The organism is Phycicoccus sonneratiae (assembly GCF_016887965.1).
GTDB lineage: Bacteria > Actinomycetota > Actinomycetes > Actinomycetales > Dermatophilaceae > Phycicoccus > Phycicoccus sonneratiae.
Genome location: NZ_JAFDVD010000003.1, coordinates 100,702 through 117,019, shown reverse-complemented (window position 1 = coordinate 117,019; position 16,318 = coordinate 100,702). Strand labels below are relative to the sequence as shown.

General features: G+C 75.5%; 15 protein-coding genes. 12 read left to right on the top strand and 3 right to left on the bottom strand.

All coding sequences use genetic code 11. The features are described 5' to 3' along the window. Positions 1-48 precede the first annotated feature (48 nt). Positions 49-2,265 (bottom strand): carboxypeptidase-like regulatory domain-containing protein, encoded by a 2,217-nt coding sequence (locus tag JQN70_RS01325; RefSeq protein WP_204129513.1) that lies wholly within the window; start codon positions 2,263-2,265, stop codon positions 49-51. 186 nt (positions 2,266-2,451) lie between these two features. On the opposite strand from JQN70_RS01325, the gene JQN70_RS01320 reads away from it, so the two are divergent. The 11 genes from JQN70_RS01320 to JQN70_RS01275 all read left to right on the top strand — a co-directional run bounded on the left by JQN70_RS01320 (position 2,452) and on the right by JQN70_RS01275 (position 13,081). Beyond that, on the top strand, positions 2,452-2,739 hold the full coding sequence (locus JQN70_RS01320) for a hypothetical protein (protein WP_204129512.1): 288 nt from the start codon (positions 2,452-2,454) through the stop codon (positions 2,737-2,739). Continuing rightward, positions 2,736-3,134, top strand: coding sequence for a DUF4233 domain-containing protein (locus JQN70_RS01315; protein WP_307835747.1), 399 nt, complete (start codon positions 2,736-2,738; stop codon positions 3,132-3,134). Before JQN70_RS01320 ends, JQN70_RS01315 begins: the two co-directional genes overlap by 4 nt. Positions 3,135-3,143: 9 nt before the next feature. Continuing rightward, a complete protein-coding gene (ndk, locus tag JQN70_RS01310; RefSeq protein ID WP_204129511.1) occupies positions 3,144-3,566 on the top strand; it encodes a nucleoside-diphosphate kinase in 423 nt (140 codons plus the stop codon). Positions 3,567-3,786: 220 nt separating this feature from the next. Next, entirely contained in the window at positions 3,787-4,821 is a 1,035-nt protein-coding gene (locus tag JQN70_RS01305) for a rod shape-determining protein (RefSeq protein ID WP_204129510.1), read from the top strand. Continuing rightward, positions 4,818-5,645 (top strand): rod shape-determining protein MreC, encoded by an 828-nt coding sequence (gene mreC, locus JQN70_RS01300; RefSeq protein WP_204129509.1) that lies wholly within the window; start codon positions 4,818-4,820, stop codon positions 5,643-5,645. Before JQN70_RS01305 ends, mreC begins: the two co-directional genes overlap by 4 nt. Then, a complete protein-coding gene (locus JQN70_RS19765) occupies positions 5,645-6,133 on the top strand; it encodes a rod shape-determining protein MreD (RefSeq protein ID WP_239110392.1) in 489 nt (162 codons plus the stop codon). Before mreC ends, JQN70_RS19765 begins: the two co-directional genes overlap by 1 nt. After that, entirely contained in the window at positions 6,130-8,112 is a 1,983-nt protein-coding gene (gene mrdA / locus JQN70_RS01295) for a penicillin-binding protein 2 (RefSeq protein ID WP_307835746.1), read from the top strand. Before JQN70_RS19765 ends, mrdA begins: the two co-directional genes overlap by 4 nt. Positions 8,113-8,150: 38 nt before the next feature. Then, on the top strand, positions 8,151-9,548 hold the full coding sequence (lpdA, locus tag JQN70_RS01290; protein WP_204129507.1) for a dihydrolipoyl dehydrogenase: 1,398 nt from the start codon (positions 8,151-8,153) through the stop codon (positions 9,546-9,548). A gap of 154 nt (positions 9,549-9,702) precedes the next feature. Then, a complete protein-coding gene (locus tag JQN70_RS01285; protein ID WP_204129506.1) occupies positions 9,703-11,142 on the top strand; it encodes a pyridoxal phosphate-dependent decarboxylase family protein in 1,440 nt (479 codons plus the stop codon). A 110-nt stretch (positions 11,143-11,252) separates the two neighbouring features. Further along, on the top strand, positions 11,253-11,885 hold the full coding sequence (locus JQN70_RS01280) for a DUF2510 domain-containing protein (RefSeq protein ID WP_204129505.1): 633 nt from the start codon (positions 11,253-11,255) through the stop codon (positions 11,883-11,885). 62 nt (positions 11,886-11,947) lie between these two features. Further along, the gene (locus JQN70_RS01275; protein ID WP_204129504.1) at positions 11,948-13,081 is read left to right on the top strand and encodes a M48 family metallopeptidase; all 1,134 of its coding nucleotides are present in this window, start codon (positions 11,948-11,950) and stop codon (positions 13,079-13,081) included. An 18-nt stretch (positions 13,082-13,099) separates the two neighbouring features. Here the strand turns inward: JQN70_RS01275 and JQN70_RS01270 are convergent, their stop codons facing one another. Continuing rightward, positions 13,100-15,163: a HelD family protein gene (locus tag JQN70_RS01270; RefSeq protein ID WP_307835745.1), complete on the bottom strand. Its 2,064-nt coding sequence runs from the start codon at positions 15,161-15,163 to the stop codon at positions 13,100-13,102. 112 nt (positions 15,164-15,275) lie between these two features. Further along, the gene (locus JQN70_RS01265) at positions 15,276-15,764 is read right to left on the bottom strand and encodes a CoA-binding protein (RefSeq protein ID WP_204129502.1); all 489 of its coding nucleotides are present in this window, start codon (positions 15,762-15,764) and stop codon (positions 15,276-15,278) included. Between the two features lie 104 nt (positions 15,765-15,868). On the opposite strand from JQN70_RS01265, the gene JQN70_RS01260 reads away from it, so the two are divergent. Further along, a complete protein-coding gene (locus tag JQN70_RS01260) occupies positions 15,869-16,312 on the top strand; it encodes a VOC family protein (protein WP_204129501.1) in 444 nt (147 codons plus the stop codon). Positions 16,313-16,318 lie beyond the last annotated feature (6 nt).

The following is a 16,318-nucleotide window of genomic DNA, read 5'->3' as shown; positions in this document are numbered from 1 at the left end:
GACGCCGGTCACGAGGTGGTCGTGACGGATGTCAGGGGACGCCGGCGGTCAGGGCACGGAGAGCGGGACGACCGTCGTGGCGCCGGACTCGACGGTGACCGGGGTGGCCTCCTGCCACGTCGAGGCACCGCCGGTGCAGACGGTCGCGGTGCCCTCGGTCGCGCAGACCGTGTACGCGCCGGGACGGAGCGAGCGGGTGAACGTCTGGCTGCCCGTGATGGTGAGGGCCACGTAGCCGGACGCGGTGCGCCACGTCGTCGTGACGTTCCCGTACGACCCGTCGGGGTCGGTGACGTCGACCGTGAGCGAGCCGGGGACGAGGAGCTGGGCCTCGGGCGGCGTCGACTGGGCGCCGGCCGACACCGTGAGGGTCTGCGCGCCGGCCGCCAGCAGGTCGTCGATGCGAGCCTGCTGCGCGCTCGCGGTGCCGGCCCCGAGGTCCGAGGGCAGCTCGTCGAGCACCTCCCCGACGAGGCCGAAGGGGGCGTTGGCGCTCACGAGGTAGTCGCCGACCGGCACGGCGGGCATGGTCCACTGACCCGCGGCGTTGGGGGTGATCCGCACGGCGTAGGCGTCGTCGGTGCGGCGCAGGACGACCGAGGTACCGGAGACCGAGCTCCCCAAGGGCACGGTGACCGTGCCCGTCGCACTGCCGACCCGGGGCACGAGCACGTCGGGGGCGCTGACCCGCACCCCGACGCCGAGCGGCATGGAGGTGGGGTAGACGGTGCCGCCGGCGCAGGCGAGGGCGTACGCGGGGTCGGTGGCGCCCTGCGTCGTCGTCGCGCGCCCACAGGCGTTGACCGCGTAGACGGTGTTCGTCCGCACGCGGTACGTCCCGTCCGCGGCGGTCCGCCCGACGAACGACCCGCTGGGGCCGAAGGTGACCGCCCCCGGCGAGACCGGGGCGCCGCCGTCCTCGGTGACCAGCCGGCCGTTGAGCTCGGTGCGCGGCCGCACCACCCCCACGACGTCGACGACGGCGTGCACCGACCCCGTCGTGTTCGAGTGGAGGCGCAGGCGGCCGCCGGTGGGGACGCTGACGACGGTCGTGTTCGTCACGGTCTCGCCGCGGCCGAAGTTGACGATGCTCGGGGTGAGGGCGGCGGGGTCGAGCGTGGTGTTGCCGTCGACGTCGAGGTCGAGGTGGCCGCCGGAGGTGCCGGCCGTGGCGGTGATGGCCAGCACGACGCCGGAGGGCCGGTCGCCGGGCGAGCCCTGGTCGTCGCCGGGGACGGGGACCTCGACGGAGCTGTGGCCGGGCGAGAGTGCGCCGATGGAGGGCCGGGTGTCGAGCACGCGGACCGGGGCCTGCGCGGACATCACCGCGGGGGTCCCGGTGTCGTCGCCGCCGGCCACCCAGCCGAAGGAGTCGACGACGAGGTGCACTGGCGCGCTGGACATGTTCCAGACCCGCACGGCGCCACCGGACGACAGCCGCATGAGCGAGAGCGCGGCCCGGTCGCCGCCGACCCGGTAGGTGAGGGCGGTCGTCGCGGGCCGGGCGGTGTCGGAGGGGTGCGCGACGAGGTAGCCGGCCCGGGTCGGCTTGACCGCGACGACGTCGAGCAGGGCCGCCGAGGCGCCGCTGGGCGCCCCGACCCCGGTGACCGTCACGTCGCGGTAGCCGTACGCCGGGACGGCGGGACCGGTGAGCCGGGTGTCGAGCACGCGGGTCGCGTCCGTCGGGGTGAGGGAGCCGGGGCGCTGCTGACCGCTGTTCGACCGGACCCAGCCCCGGAAGGAGACGAGGACGTGGGTCGTGCCGCCCGAGCCGTTCATCACCCGCAGCGTGCGCGAGCCGGTGAGCCGGACGACCGCCATGTTCGGCGTCGGCGTGCCGGGGGCGAAGTTGAGGGTCGAGGCGGCGGGGCGGCTCTGGTCCGCCGGCCAGAGGGTGAGCCAGCCGGCCGTGCTCGGCGAGACCGCGGTGACGTTGAGGATCACCGCCGTGGCGTCCGACGGCGCGGTGAGCGGCGTGCCGGAGAGCAGGTCGAGCGAACGCACCTCCTTGGCCCTGAGCGCGCCACCCTGCGAGCGCGAGTCGTACAGGACCGTCCCGGGGGCCTCGGGCGTCGCCTGGTCGCTCAGCTGGGTGACCCCGCTCGTGCGCTCGACGGTGGGGGCCGGGGCCGCGGTGACGGCGGCGACCGGGTGCGCGGTCGACGGGGCGGCGGCCCGCGCGGCGGCGGCGGGGAGCACCGCGAGCGCGGCGACGCCGACCACGGTGACGAGGCGGGTGAGGGTGGTGCGGGCGCGGGCCATGAAGGGTTCCCCCGGGAGTGGTCGTGCGGTCGGACGGTCGGAGGATATGTCGGCGGGGGCCGTCCGCGAGCACGGGTTGCGAGTTCTCGCAGACGGCCTCTCAGGAAGTCCACCGGCAGCGGGCGCGGGCCGGCTCGGGCGAGGTCGCCGAGGCGCCCTCCGCCGGGCGCCACCTACGCTGGAGGCATGAGCCCCCTCGTCAAGCTCCTCCTGCTCGTCGCCGTGGTGGCCGCCGTGTGGTTCGTCGTCCGGGCGCTGCGGGACGGCACCGGGCCGTCACTGCGCTCGCACGTCAGCTTCACACCGGTCGAGGAGCTGCCCGAGCAGGCCCAGCAGGCCATCGACGTCCAGCTCGCCCAGGACCAGCTGATCGGTGCGATCAAGCTCTACCGCGAGGCGACCGGGGCCGGGCTCAAGGAGTCGAAGACCGCCGTCGAGACCTACCGCTGGAAGCACGGCGGGGACGCCCGGTGAGGCTGCCGCTCGTCGGCACGACGGGGAAGTTCACCTACCGGCTGCTCGCGGTGGCGCTCGTGGGGCAGGCCGTCGTGCTCTCGTTCTTCGCCCTCGTCGTGCGGGCCCTGGCCATCGCCGACGACCGGGCCGCCGACGGCGGACGGCTGCTCTGGGTGGGGCTCGGGCTCGCGGCCCTCGCGGTGGTCGCCGCGGGCCTGATGCGGGGGCCGGTCGGCCTGCCGCTGGGGTGGCTCGTGCAGGTCCTCACGTGGGCGAGCGCGCTGCTCGTGCCGGCGATGGTCGGGGTCGCCGTCGTCTTCACCGCCCTCTGGGTGCTCCTGCTCGTCCAGGGCACCCGGGTCGATGCGCTGAGCGCCCGACGCGCCGCCGAGGGCGCCGCCGCCGCTGAGTAGGCTGGCGGCGTGACCACAGAACGCTCGCTCGTCCTCGTCAAGCCCGACGGTTTCGCCCGGGGCCTCACCGGGGAGGTGCTGCGCCGCATCGAGGCCAAGGGCTACCGGCTCGTGGCCCTCCAGGTGCTCACGCCCGACCTCGACCGGCTGCACGTGCACTACGAGGAGCACGTCGGCAAGCCCTTCTTCGAGCCGCTGTGCGAGTTCATGTCCAGCGGTCCGGTGACGGCGGTCGTCATCGAGGGCGAGCGGTGCATCGAGGGCTTCCGGGCCCTCGCCGGGGCCACGGACCCGACGGCGGCGCTGCCCGGCACCATCCGCGGCGACCTCGGCCGAGACTGGGGCCGGAAGGTCCAGGAGAACATCGTCCACGGCTCGGACTCCCCGGAGTCGGCCGCCCGCGAGATCGGCATCTGGTTCCCCGAGCTCTGACCCGAGCCTCAACTTTCTCTCCGGCTGCCGGTTCCTTCGGTGACCTGCCGCTTGCAACCGGCAGGTCACTGAACCTTCCGGCATCCGGAGAGAAAGTGTCCTCGTCTCGGGAGCCCCATCGGCATCAGGCGTCACACGCGTCACGCGGATGCCGACGTGTCCCGCCCGCCCCCGGCGTTGCGTCGCGGAGGCACTCCCGGACCGACCTAGCCTGCTGGCCATGGCTGGGTGGTCGGCGGGATGGGTCCGGGGGAGGGACCTCGCGATCGACCTCGGCACCGCGAACACCGTCGTCTACGAGCGCGGCCGCGGCGTCGTCCTCGACGAGCCCTCGGTCGTCGCCGTCCGCGCCGGCACCGGCCAGCTCGTCGCGGCCGGGCGCCGCGCCAAGGACATGCTCGGCCGCACCCCGGAGACGGTCACCGCGGTGCGCCCCCTGCGCGACGGGGTGATCTCCGACGCCGACGTCACCGAGCGGATGATCCGCTGGTTCGTCGACCAGGTGGCCCCCTCGCGGCTCGTCCGCCCCCGCGTCGTCGTCTGCGTCCCGAGCGACATCACGAGCGTCGAGCGCCGCGCCCTCGAGGACGCCACGCTGCGCTCGGGCGCCCGGCGCGTCTACGTCATCGAGGAGACGATGGCGGCGGCCATCGGGGCCGGTCTGCCGGTCGACGAGACGCGGGCGTCGATGGTCGTCGATATCGGCGGCGGCACCACCGACGTCGGCGTCATCAGCCTCGGTGGCCTCGTCACCTCGCGCACCGTGCGCATCGGCGGCGACGAGATCGACGACGCGATCGTCGCGCACGTGAAGTCCGAGTACTCCCTCCTGCTCGGGGAGTCCAGCGCCGAGCAGCTGAAGATCGGTGCGGGGTCGGCGTTCCCGCTGCGCGACGAGCTCTCCGAACGGGTCCGCGGCCGCGACCTCGTCACGGGCCTGCCGAAGACCGTCACCATCGGGTCGGCCGAGGTGCGCCGGGCGATCGAGACCCCGGTCGCGCAGGTCGTCGAGCTCGTCCGCACCGTGCTCGACGTCTGCCCGCCCGAGCTCGCCGGCGACGTCGTCGACCGCGGCATCGCGCTGACGGGCGGCGGCGCCCTCCTGCGCGGCCTCGACGAGCGGCTCTCGCACGAGCTCGGCGTCCCCGTGCGCGCCGCCGAGGACCCGCTGCGGGCGGTGGCCCGCGGCGCCGGCCGGTGCGTCGAGGAGTTCGGGACCCTCGAGCGCGTCCTCGTCGACACCCGGCGGCCGTGAGGCACCGCCCGACCCCCCGCCGGCTGGCCGTGGCCGCCGCGCTCCTCACCGTGCTCGTCGTTCTCGCCGACCTCTCCGGCGCCCTCGACCTCTCGCCCGTCCGCACGCTCGCGGCCGCGGGCCTCGGGCCGCTCGAGCGGGTCGCGGGTCCGGGCGGGGACGAGGCCTCGCGGCTGCGGGCCGAGAACACCGAGCTGCGGACCCGGCTCGCCGACGCCGACCGGCGGCTCGCCGAGTCCGCCGACGCCCGCGCGCTGCTCTCCGACCCCGCGCTCGAGGGGCGGCCGCTCGTCCTCGCGCGGGTCGTCGGGGTCGGTGCCCCGGGCCCGGCCGGCCCGGAGCGCGTCACCCTCGACGTCGGGTCGCGCGACGGCGTCGAGGTCGACCGGACGGTCGTGGCCGCCGGTGGGCTCGTCGGACGGGTCGTCGCCGTCGCGCCGTGGACCTGCGACGTCCTGCTCCTCGGCGGCCCGGACGTCACCGTCGGGGTCCGGGTCGGGTCCGCCGGGGTGCTCGGGGAGGCATCCGGCTCGGCGGCGGAGGGGGCCGCGCCGCCACCGCCCGGCTCGATGTCGCTCAGCCTCGTCGGGGCCGGTGCGATGGCGGCCGGTGACCCCGTCACCACGCTCGGCAGCGCCGGGGGGCGACCCTTCGTCGCCGGGATCCGCGTGGGGACCGTCGGCTCGGTCGCGCCCGCCGCCGGCCGCCTCGCGGCCACCGGCACGCTGGAGCCGGCGGTCGACCCCGCGACCCTCGACGTCGTCGGCGTCGTCGTCGACCCCCAACGCAGCACGCCGCGCCCGACCGCCACGGGGAGCGGCTGATGGGACCCCTCGGCCTGCTCCTGCGGGTCGCCGCCCTCGTCGTGGCCGGCGTGCTCGCCGTCACCCTCGGTGCGCGGCACGTGGCGCCCGTGCCCGACCTCGTCCTCGTCCTCGTCGTCGCGTGGGCCCTGTGGCGCGGGCCGGTCGCCGGTGGGCTGGCCGGCCTGCTCGGCGGATGGGTCCTCGACCTCGTCCCGCCGGGGGCGGCGGTGCTCGGCCTGCACGCCCTGGCCTACGGCGCCGCGGGGCTGCTCGCCGGCCGCCTGCGGGTCACCGGTCCGGTCGCCGCGCCCCGGGTCGCCGGTGCCACCCTCGCGGCGGCGGTCCTCGTCGAGGGCCTCGACGTGCTGCGGGCCCTCGCCGTCCGGGCCCCGGTCGACCTGCTCGAGGTCGGGGTGCGCTGCCTCCTCACGGCCACCCTCGCCGCGCTCGTCGTGCCGCTCGTCGTCGGCGCCGAGCGGGCCGTCCTCCGGCGGCGGTTCGGGTGAGGCGCCCCACCGCCCACCACGGGCGCCTCGTCGCCCTCGTCGCGGTCGTCGTCCTCGTCTTCACCGGCCTCGTCGGACGGCTCGGGCAGGTGCAGCTGGCCGGGGCCGCCGCGGCCGGCGCCTCGCCCCTCGACACCCGCACGCTCGTCGTCCCCGCGCTCCGCGGGCGCATCCTCGACCGCGCCGGCCGGGTGCTCGCCGAGAACCGGGTGAGCACCGTCGTCACCCTCGAGCGCCGGGTCGTCGCCGACGACCGCCCGGCGGCCGAGGCCGAGGTGCGGGCCGTCGCCGACGTGCTCGGCCTCGAGGCCGACGACCTGCTCGGACGCACCTGGCTCTGCGGGGAGGACGGCGCCCCCGCGGCCCCGTCCTGCTGGGCGGGCTCTCCCCAGGTGCCCGTCCCGCTGGCCACCGACGTCGACCCCGCCCGCGCGCTGACCCTCGTCGAGCGGCCCGAGCGCTTCCCCGGGGTGGCCGTGACCTCGGAGCCGGTGCGCTCCTACCCGCGGCCGGAGGGGGCGAGCGCCGCCCAGGTGCTCGGCTACCTCGGGCGGGTCGGCCCGCAGGACCTCTCCGCCGACCCGACCCTCGCCGCCGACGACCTCGTCGGACGCGCCGGGCTCGAGCAGCAGTACGACCGCGAGCTGCGCGGCACCCCGGGACGCACCGTCGTCGCCGTCGACGCGCGCGGCCTCGTCACCCGGGTCGTCTCGCGCACCGAGCCGGTGCCCGGGCGCGACCTCGTCACCTCCCTCGACGCGGTCGTCCAGGCGTCCGCGGAGGCGGCGCTCGCCCACGAGATGGCCCGGGCGCGGACGCGCGGCTGGCCGGCCGACTCCGGCGGTGTCGTCGTCCTCGACCCGCGCGACGGGGCGGTCGCGGCGCTGGCCAGCGCGCCGACCTACGACCCCAACGTTTGGACCGGAGGCATCTCGGCGGACGACTACCGGGCCCTCACCGACCCCGCGTCCGGCACCCCGCTGCTCTCACGCGCCACCGACGTCGCGCTCGCCCCCGCGAGCACGATGAAACCCGCCTCGGTGGCGGCGGCGGTGAGTGCCGGCGCCTCCCTGTCCGGCACCTACGACTGCCCCGCGGTGTACCGCATCGGCGACCGCGACTTCCGCAACCACGAGACGACCGCGCACGGGCTGATCACGCTGCGCCGGGCGGTCGAGATCTCGTGCGACACGGTGTTCTACGCGCTCGCCGAGCGGGCCTGGCAGCAGGAGGGGGGCGTGTCGGCGGCGGCCTCGACCCCGGACCCGTTCGTCGACACCGCCCGGGGACTCGGCCTCGGCGCCCGCACCGGCATCGACCTTCCCCACGAGTCGGCCGGCCGGGTCCCGGACCGCGCCTGGCGCAAGGCCACGTGGGAGGAGCAGCGCGGCGAGCTGTGCCGCCGGGCCCGCACCGGGTACCCAGAGGTCACCGACCGGGAGCGGCGCACCTTCCTCACCGAGGTCGCCCGCGAGAACTGCGAGCACGGGTGGCAGCTGCGCGCCGGGGACGCCGCGAACTTCGCCATCGGGCAGGGCGACCTCCTCGCGACCCCGCTGCAGATGGCCGTCGCCTACGGGGCGATCGCCGACGGCGGCACCGCGCGCACGCCGCGGGTGGCGGCCGCCCTCGTCGACCCCGCGTCCGGCGCACGGTCCGTCGTGGCGCCCGGACCCACCCGGGCGGTCCCGATCGCCGCCCCCACCCTGCGCTACCTGCGCGGGGCCCTCGTCGGCGTGACGACCACCGGCACCGCCGCCGGGGTCTTCCGCTCGGTGCCCGACGACTGGACGATCGCGGGCAAGACCGGTACCGGTGAGGTCGTCGGCCGGCGCGACACCTCGTGGTTCGTCTCCTACGCGCCGGCCGAGCGCCCCCGATGGGTCGTCGCCGCGGTCGTCGCCCAGGGCGGCAACGGCGGCTCGACCGCCGGCCCGGTGGCCCGTGCGGTGCACCTCACGCTGCGCGGCCTGGGCTGAGCGCCGGAGCCCGCCACCGCCCCGATAGGCTGACGGTCATGGCTGACTTCGACGTCGTGGTGCTCGGTGCTGGTCCCGGAGGGTACGTCGCGGCGATCCGCGCCTCCCAGCTCGGGAAGAAGGTCGCCGTCGTCGAGAAGAAGTACTGGGGCGGGGTCTGCCTCAACGTCGGCTGCATCCCCTCCAAGGCGCTCATCAAGAACGCCGAGCTCGCCCACACGCTCCAGCACGACAAGGAGCTCTACGGCATCGAGGGCGAGGCGACGATGAGGTACGGCGCCACGCACGCCCGCTCGCGCAAGGTGTCGGCCGGCATCGTCAAGGGCGTCCACTTCCTCATGAAGAAGAACAAGATCGAGGAGATCGACGGCTGGGGCACGCTCACCAGCGCCACCTCGATGGACGTCGCCCTCAACGACGGCGAGACCCGGCAGCTGACCTTCGACCACCTCATCATCGCCACCGGTGCGGTCACGCGGATGCTGCCCGGCGTCGAGGTGAGCCAGAACGTCGTCACCTACGAGGAGCAGATCCTCGACGAGAACCTCCCCGGCTCGATCGTCATCGCCGGCTCGGGCGCCATCGGCGTCGAGTTCGCCTACGTCATGAAGAACTTCGGCGTCGACGTCACCATCGTCGAGTTCCTCGACCGGATGGTCCCGACCGAGGACGAGGAGGTCTCCAAGGAGCTCCTCAAGCACTACAAGAAGCTCGGCGTGAAGGTCATGCTCGGCACCAAGGTCGAGTCCGTCGAGGACACCGGTTCCGGTGTGCGCGTGACGGTCTCGCCGGCCGCCGGTGGTGACCAGCAGGTGCTCGAGGCCGACAAGCTGCTGTCGGCCATCGGCTTCGCGCCGCGCACCGAGGGCTACGGGCTCGAGAGCACCGGCGTCCAGCTCACCGAGCGCGGCGCCGTCGCCGTCGACGAGTACGGCCGCACCAACGTCGAGAACGTCTACGCCATCGGCGACTGCACCGCGAAGCTCATGCTCGCGCACGTCGCCGAGGCCCAGGGCGTCGTCGCCGCCGAGCACCTCGCCGGCGCCGAGACGATGCCCGTCGAGTACGACTTCATCCCGCGCGCCACCTACTGCCACCCCCAGATCGGCTCGTTCGGCTACTCGGAGGCGCAGGCGAAGGAGAAGGGGTACGACGTCAAGACGGCGAAGTTCCCGTTCTCCGCCAACGGCAAGGCGATGGGTCTCGGCGACGCCGTCGGGTTCGTCAAGGTCGTCGCCGACGCCGAGCACAACGAGATCATCGGCGCCCACATGATCGGCCCCGACGTCACCGAGCTGCTGCCCGTGCTCACCCTCGCGCAGAAGTGGGACCTCACCGCGGACGAGGTGTCGCGCAACGTCTTCGCGCACCCGACGCTGTCCGAGGCGGTCAAGGAGGCCGTCGAGGGCATCGCCGGTCACATGATCAACCTCTGACCGCCGGACCGGACAGCGACAACCCGGCACGTGCGGGGTTATCGCTGTCGCACCCCGGTTCGGACAGCGATGACCCCGCACGTGCGGGGTCGGGCCGGGCGAGTGGTCGGGGCGCGGGACGCCGGGCGCACCGCGCGTGGGCAGAATGGCGCCCATGACGCCCGAGGAGTTCCGCGCCGCCGGACACGAGCTGATCGACTGGATCGCCGACCACCGGGCGCGGGTCCCCGACCTCCCGGTCGCCGCCCAGGTTCGCCCGGGCGAGGTGCGCGCCGCCCTCCCGATCCGCGCCCCGGAGGCCCCCGAACCGTTCGCCGACGTGCTCGCCGACCTCGACCGCGTCGTCGTCCCCGGCGTCACCCAGACCCAGCACCCGGGGTTCTACGGCTGGTTCCCGAGCAACGCGAGCCTCGCCTCGGTCCTCGGCGACATCGCGTCCGGGGGAGTGGGCGCCCTCGGCATCACGTGGCAGTCGGCGCCGGCGCTCACCGAGGTCGAGCAGGTCGTCACCGACTGGCTGCGCGAGCTGTGCGGCCTGTCGCCGCAGTGGCGCGGCGCCATCCAGGACACCGCGTCCACGGCCTGTCTCGTCGCGATGCTCGCCGCCCGCGAGCGGGCCAGCGACGGCTCCGAGCACCGGGGCGGCCTCCAGTCCCTCGACGCACCGCTCGTCGCGTACACCTCGCCGCAGGCGCACAGCTCGGTGCCGAAGGCGGCGCTCCTCGCGGGGTTCGGTGCCGACAACCTCCGCCTCGTCGACGTCGACCCGGTCACCTACGCGATGGACCCCGCCGCCCTGCGCCGGGCGATGGCCGAGGACGCCGCCGCCGGACGCACGCCGGCGGTCGTCGTCGCCGCCGTCGGCACGACCGGCACGACGGCGATGGACCCCGTGCCGGCGATCGTCGAGGTCGCCCGCGAGCACGGCGCCTGGGTGCACGTCGACGCGGCGATGGCCGGCTCGGCGATGCTGCTGCCCGAGATGGCGCACCTCTTCGCGGGCGTCGACGACGCCGACTCGCTCGCGTGGAACCCGCACAAGTGGATGGGGACGATCCTCGACACCTCCCTCCTCTACGTCCGCGACGTCGACCACCTCGTGTCCGTCATGTCGACGACTCCGAGCTACCTGCGCGCGAGCACCGACGCCGAGGTGGTGCAGTACAAGGACTGGGGCATCCCGCTCGGGCGGCGGTTCCGGGCCCTCAAGCTGTGGTTCCACCTGCGGCTCGACGGCGTCGAGGCCATCCGGGCCCGGCTGCGCCGCGACCTCGAGAACGCCCGGTGGCTCGCCGGGCAGGTCGAGGCCGAACCAGGCTGGCGGGTGCTCGCGCCCGTCGAGCTGCAGACCGTCTGCATCCGGCACGAGCCGGTCGGCCCGGACGGCGAGCCCCTCGACGGCGACGCCCTCGACGCCCACACCCTCGCCTGGGTCGACGCGGTCAACGACTCCGGGCGGGCCTTCCTCGGGGCCAGCCGGCTCGACGGGCGCTGGATGGTCCGGGTCAGCATCGGCGCCGAGGCCACCGAGCGCGCCGACGTCGAGGCGCTGTGGTCCCTGGTGCGCGGCGCCGCGGCGTCGGCGGGCGCCTGAGCACGCGCGGATCGGGGCCTCTCGGCCGTCCGGACCGGACTTTTCGCGAGTTGTGCTCGATTCCGGGACCTCGGTGTCACACTCACCTCGACGGAGGAGGAAGGAGCGAGATGGCCGAGGTCAGACACACACGCAGCCACGCGATCGCCGGTGTGGCGATGGGCGCCGGTGCCGCGCTCGCGATGGCCGGCACGCTGTTCCCCGTCTTCCGGGTCTCCGGCGGCAGCGTCCCGCCCGAGCTGTGGAGCGCCCTCGGGCTCGGCCTCGACGACGGCGCGGTCTCGCTCGCCGGCTCGTTCCGCAGCTACGTCGTCCTCACCGCCGTCTGGGCCGGCGTCATGGGCATCGCGCTCGTCCTCACCCGCGTCAAGTACGTCGGACCGGTGTGGCGGGTCGCGGCCCTCATCGGGCTGAGCGCCGCGGCCTTCGTCGCGTTCGTCATGTGGGTGCTCGTCCTCGACCCCCTGTCCGTCGTCGGCCGCCCCACGTGGTTCACCGCCGACGCCCCCCTCCTCGTCTCCGGCCTGCGCGGTGCCACCCTCGAGGCCGGCCTCGGCCTCTGGCTGCTCACCGTCGGCACCTGCGTCGGGGTGCTCGCCGCACTGGTCCCCGCGTTCCACACGCACCGGGTCGTCAAGACCCACAACTCCTCGCGCGGCCTCGAGCCCGGCTGGTACCCGGCCCCCAACAGCCGACGCCGCACCCGCTACTGGGACGGCGAGAAGTGGACGGTCGGCGCCTGACCCCCACGGGGTCGTAGGCTCACCCCCGACAGGGCGTCCCCGGGCGCCGGAGGGGAGCAGCGGTGAGCACTCGAGCAGCAGGCACGCGCGGCCGGGCGGGCCTCGTGACGGCCGTCGTCGTCGCCGCCCTCGTCGTCCTCGTCGACCTCGTGCTCGTCGCTCTCTGGGTGTGGCTGCTCGTCGTCGACGACGGGGTCACCCGCTACCTCTGGGGTGGTCTGGGTCTTCTCGTCCTGTGGCAGCTCCTGCCCCGCCCGGCACGGGTGGACACCCACGCGGTGCCGCTCGCCGCGTCGCAGGCCCCCGGTCTCGACGCGCTGTGCCGGGAGGTCGCCGAGGCCGTCGGGGCGCGGCCCCCGGACCGGGTCGTCGTCGAGACCGCCTACCCCGTGCACGTGCAGGCCACCGGCTACCTCGGCCGCGCCACACTCGTCCTCGGCCTCCCGCAGTGGACCGCCCTCGACCCCGGTGAGCGGGTCGCGGTCCTCGCCCACGAGCTGTCCTGCGCGCAGGTGCGGCGCGGACCGGCCGGCACGCTCGTCCGGCTGGGCGACGACCTCCTGACGAGCGCGCGGACCATCCTCACCCCGGCCCGGTCCGTCACCTCCGCCGACAGCACGGCCGTCGACCAGTCGATGAGCTCCCTCGGCCTCCTCGGCGCCGGGGACGAGCTGGCCGGCAACCAGGCGCGCCGCGGAGCGGCCGTGGCCGTCGGCGGGGCGGGGATGTCGGTCGTCGGCGCCCCGGTCCGGGCCGTCCAGGCCCTCCTCGCGCGCGCCTGGCGCCCGACGCTCCACCGGGCCGCGCTCGACGCCGACCGCGCGGCGGCCGCCCTCGCCGGCACGGCCGCCGTCCGCGGCTGGCTGCTCAGCACGGTCGGCATCCCCCGCGGCCTGACCGCCGCGGGGAACGCCGCCCGCACCCCCGGCGCTGACCCGTTCACCGCGATGGAGACCGCCGCGCGCCCCGAGCCCGCCGAGCTGCTCGCCCGGCTCGAGGCCGACCCCGCCGCCGCGGCCGACCCCCAGCACCCGCCGACCGCCGAGCGGCTCCGGCTCGTCGAGGCGACGGACGCGCCGGCCGTCGGCCGCTCGCTCGAGTGGAGCACGCTCTCGGCGGCTGCCGCCGACGTCTTCGCCGCCCGCGGCCCGCTGACCCCCCGCTTCCGCGACGAGCTGGGACACGGCCGCTCCTGACGGGTGGCCGGGCCGGGGTCAGGCGGTCAGCGCCTCGGGCAGCGGCTCGGTGTGCACGACCGTGAGGGCCGACACCGCGCGGGTCAGCACGACGTAGAGCCGCCGCAGGCCGGTGCGGCGGTCCGGTTCGGCGGCGACGACCGCGGCGGGCTCGACGACGACCACCCGGTCGAACTCCAGGCCCTTGGCGACGCCGGCCGGCACGAGCTCGACCTGCCGGTCCTCGTCGTCACCGTGCTCGGCGTCGAGCCGGCCGTGCGGCACCCCGGCCCAGGTTAGGGCGGCGGAGAGGGCGTCCATGAAGGCGTCCGGCGCGATGACGCCGACCGACCCGGGCTCCCCGAGCGAGGCCTCGACCGCCGCGACGACCGCCGCCGACCGGTGCTCGGGCTCGGCCGCGACGACGTCGAGCCGGCCAGGGTTCTCGCGCACCGAGCGCGGCGCCCCGAGGCCCGGCGCCATCGCCGGCAGGAGGCGGGCCGCGAAGTCGATGACGAGACCCGGCACGCGGAAGCCGCGGTCGAGCGTCACCAGCTCGTGGCGCGGCCGGCCGAGGTGCCCCATCGCGGTCGTCCACGAGTCGGTGGCCCACGGCGTCGTGCCCTGCGCGATGTCGCCGAGCACGGTGAGGCTGCCCGTCGAGGCCCGCCGGCCGACCGCCCGCAGCTGCATGGGGGAGAGGTCCTGCGCCTCGTCGAGGACGACGTGACCGAGGCTCGGGGTGCGGTCGAGCAGGTCCGCCAGCTCGTCGAGGAGGGCGAGGTCGGCGCGGGTCCAGCGGGCCGACCCCTTGGTGCGGGGCGGCTTCTCCCAGAGGAGCATCCGCTGCTCGTCGTCGGTCAGCACCCCGTCGGCCGCCTCGGCGAGGACGTCGGCGTCGCCGAGGAGCGAGAAGAGGACGCCCGCGGGGTCGAGCGCCGGCCAGAGCGCCTTCGCGTGGGCCCGGACCGGGGCGGAGCGCGCGATGGCGTCCTGCGCGGTGTCGCCGGGGAAGTCGCCGGTGGCCTCGATGCGCAGCATCACGAGGTGCGCGAGGCGCTGCGGCAGCAGGTCGCGGGCGGCGGAGTAGCGCACGCCGCGGCGCACGAGGGCGTCGACCTCGTCCTGGACGTCGTACCCGGGGACCCGCCAGCGCCGCGACCCGCGGGGGACGACGAGGGGCTCCTCGGCACGACCGACGTTGCGCCACACCGCGTTCCGCAGGACCTCGGCCATCCGCGCATCGCCCTTGAGGATCGCGACCTCGGTGGTGTCCTCGGCGCGGACCCGCGCGTGGTCGAGCAGCGTGTCGATCGTCGCGTGCTGCACCCGGACCTCGCCGAGTGAGGGGAGGACCGCGCCGATGTGGTCGAGGAAAGCCCGGTTCGGGCCGACGACGAGCACGCCCGAGCGGTCGAGCTGGTTGCGGAAGGAGTAGAGCAGCCACGCCGCGCGGTGCAGCCCGACGGCGGTCTTGCCGGTGCCCGGCGCCCCCTGCACGCAGATGCTCGTCCCGATGTCGGAGCGGACGATCTCGTCCTGCTCCGGCTGGATGGTCGAGACGATGTCGCGCATCGGCCCCGAGCGCGGCCGCTCGATCTCGGCGGCGAGGATCGCGCTGTGGGCGGTGTCCGCATCCTCCTCCGGGCCCCGGTCGACGTGCTCGTCCTCGTAGGCGGTCAGCCGGCCGCGGTCGACCCCGAACCGGCGCCGCAGGCCGACGCCCATCGGCTCGCTCGGGGAGGCGCGGTAGAAGGCGGTCGAGATCGGCGCGCGCCAGTCGACGACGACCGGGTCGCCGTGGGTGTCGCTGACGTGCCGGCGGCCGATGTGGAAGGTCTCGGCGCCGTGCTCGGTGCGGCAGTCGATCCGCCCGAAGAAGAGCGTGGTCCGCGGGTCGTCCTGCAGGGAGGCCACGCGACGGGCGAGGACGAGGTCGAGGTAGGCCGCGTTGAACGCGTCGGCGGCGGTGCTCGCGTCGAGGCCCTCGACCTGCTCGCGCATCCGGCGCAGCTGGTCGCGGGCGTGGTCGAGGTGGGCCTGCTCGCGGGCGAGCACGGGGTCGGTGGGCGCGGTGGACGGGTCGGCGGTCGGCGTGGGCACGGCGGAGCCGCCTCCTGGTTCTGGGTGGGTTCGCATACTGGCGAACCGATGATGGTACACCCGTGACGGGGCCCCGCGGTACCCGCCCGGCTCGCCGTCGCCGCCCCGGCCGTCAGACCCGGCGCGGGACCTTCCCGGTCCAGGTGAGCACCCGGCACATCGCGTGGTGGAAGCCGTCGGCGTCGGGGTGGAACATCAGCGGGCAGCCGCCGTCGATGACGGTCAACCCGTGGTCGCGCCCCCAGGCGGCCGCGCTCGCCGACACCGAGCCGGCGCCGAGGGCCCGGTGCATCCACACGGACGTGACGCCGGCGTCGGCCGCCTGCTCCACCGCCTCCTGCGCGTGATCGGGCGCGGTGGCGACGACGACGGCGTCGACGCCGCCCGGGATCGCGCCGATGCTCGGGTACGCCGGGTCGCCCTCGACGGTGTCGACCGACGGGTTGACGGCGAAGACCTCGTAGCCGTGGCCGCGCAGCCAGGTGTAGACGGCGTTGCTGCCGTGTCCCTTCGGGGCGTGCGACACCCCCGTGACGGCGATGCGGCGGTGGTCGAGGAACGCGCGGGCGGCCACGCGGGTGGGGGTGGCGGTCGTGCTCATGGCGGTGCCTTTCGTCTCCTCCGATGCTGGCACCGACCGCGTCCGGGCGCTGTTCCGTGGAGCACACTGGGCGGGGTGTCGGCGGACTGCGGCAGAGTGGCGGGATGGACCGCTCGATCGCCCCTGTCCAGGTCGTCATCGACACCGCCGACCCCGCCGCGCTCGTCACCTTCTGGGCGGCGGCCCTCGCGCCCCGTGGGTACGCCATCCCCGACCCGCCGGGCGACTTCGCCGACTGGCCGGCCTTCCTCGCCGCGCAGGGGGTCCCCGAGGAGCGGTGGAACGACGCGTCCGCCCTGGAGGCCCCGGGGCAGCCGCGCCTCTTCTTCCAGCGGGTGCCCGAGCCCAAGACGGTCAAGAACCGCGTGCACCTCGACCTCCTCGCCGGCGGCGGGCCGTCGGTGCCGCTCGACCTCCAGCGCGAGCGGGTGGCGGCGGAGGTGGCGCGGCTCGAGGAGCTCGGGGCCAGCCGCGTCGACGAGCACAGCGACCTCGGGGTCCACTGGGTCACGATGCGCGACCCGGAGGGCAACGAGTTCTGCGTCTGAGCACGG

Coding starts and splice junctions, on each gene's coding strand:
- JQN70_RS01325 (WP_204129513.1), bottom strand. CDS start 2,265: ATGGCCCGCGCCCGCACCACCCTCACCCGCCTCGTCACCGTGGTCGGC.
- JQN70_RS01260 (WP_204129501.1), top strand. CDS start 15,869: ATGGACCGCTCGATCGCCCCTGTCCAGGTCGTCATCGACACCGCCGAC.
- JQN70_RS01265 (WP_204129502.1), bottom strand. CDS start 15,764: ATGAGCACGACCGCCACCCCCACCCGCGTGGCCGCCCGCGCGTTCCTC.
- JQN70_RS01285 (WP_204129506.1), top strand. CDS start 9,703: ATGACGCCCGAGGAGTTCCGCGCCGCCGGACACGAGCTGATCGACTGG.
- JQN70_RS01305 (WP_204129510.1), top strand. CDS start 3,787: ATGGCTGGGTGGTCGGCGGGATGGGTCCGGGGGAGGGACCTCGCGATC.
- JQN70_RS01280 (WP_204129505.1), top strand. CDS start 11,253: ATGGCCGAGGTCAGACACACACGCAGCCACGCGATCGCCGGTGTGGCG.
- lpdA (WP_204129507.1), top strand. CDS start 8,151: ATGGCTGACTTCGACGTCGTGGTGCTCGGTGCTGGTCCCGGAGGGTAC.
- JQN70_RS19765 (WP_239110392.1), top strand. CDS start 5,645: ATGGGACCCCTCGGCCTGCTCCTGCGGGTCGCCGCCCTCGTCGTGGCC.
- JQN70_RS01320 (WP_204129512.1), top strand. CDS start 2,452: ATGAGCCCCCTCGTCAAGCTCCTCCTGCTCGTCGCCGTGGTGGCCGCC.